Origin of the sequence: Mesorhizobium sp. M1E.F.Ca.ET.063.01.1.1, from assembly GCF_003998155.1 — a bacterium.
Lineage (GTDB): Bacteria > Pseudomonadota > Alphaproteobacteria > Rhizobiales > Rhizobiaceae > Mesorhizobium.
Genome location: NZ_RZSC01001341.1, coordinates 1 through 828, shown reverse-complemented (window position 1 = coordinate 828; position 828 = coordinate 1). Strand labels below are relative to the sequence as shown.

1 protein-coding gene is annotated in these 828 nt (G+C 64.6%); it reads right to left on the bottom strand.

The window, feature by feature from the left end; translation table 11 throughout:
* Positions 1-699 (bottom strand): glycosyltransferase family 39 protein (locus EOA29_RS38430; RefSeq protein ID WP_145970121.1); only part of this gene is annotated, 699 nt, incomplete at its 3' end.
* Positions 700-828 lie beyond the last annotated feature (129 nt).

Below are 828 nucleotides of genomic sequence, written 5' to 3'. Positions count from 1 at the left end.
CTTCCAACTGATGAGAATGATCCAGGGCAGCACGATGACGAGCACGATGAGGACGCCGCGCACCAGCTTCAGCTTCAAAAGCCAGCGCCAGTCGCGCTCGAAGGCGAACAACGCCACGGCCGTCAGCAGCGACAGGAGCGGCGTCACCGGCCCCTTGATGAGAATGCCCAACCCCTGCGCGATCCAGAAGATCCAGGGCAGATGGCCGGCAACCGGCTCTTTGCGGCGCGTGGCCAGATAAACCTGCGCCAGCGCGCCTTGCGCGGCCACGCAGCAGGCGAGCAGCATGGCGTCGGTCTTGGCGTCCCGGCCCTCGAAGGCAGTGGCGAAGATCGCCGCCATCATCAAGCCGGCGGCCAGACCGGCATTGGCGCCGAAGAGTTTCGTGCCGGTCCAGCCGATCCCGACGACGGCGAGCGCAATGCCCAGCATGGAAACCAGCCGATAGACCCAGATCGGCGCTTCAGCCCCCTCGCCGCTCAGCGCCACCGCTGCCGATTGCAGCCAGTAGATACCGATCGGCTTTTTGTAGCGGGAGACATCCTGCAGACGGATGTCGATATAGTCGCCGGTTTCGACCATCTGCTTGGTCGACTGGACGAAGCGGGATTCATCGCGGTCGACCGGCGGCAGGCTTGCCAGCCCGCTGACGGTCATAAGAATGCTGAACAGAAAGAGGATGAGGGAGTTCCTGTTCATCGCGGGAGCTTGTCCGATCTGATCTGCGGGATGGCCCCGTCGCGGCGCTTGGGGCGCGCTGCCCTTGCGCGGGCGCCTCATTACGCCAGCAAAAGGGGCGAAGCAAGGATGCGCGAGCGCGGTCTGAGC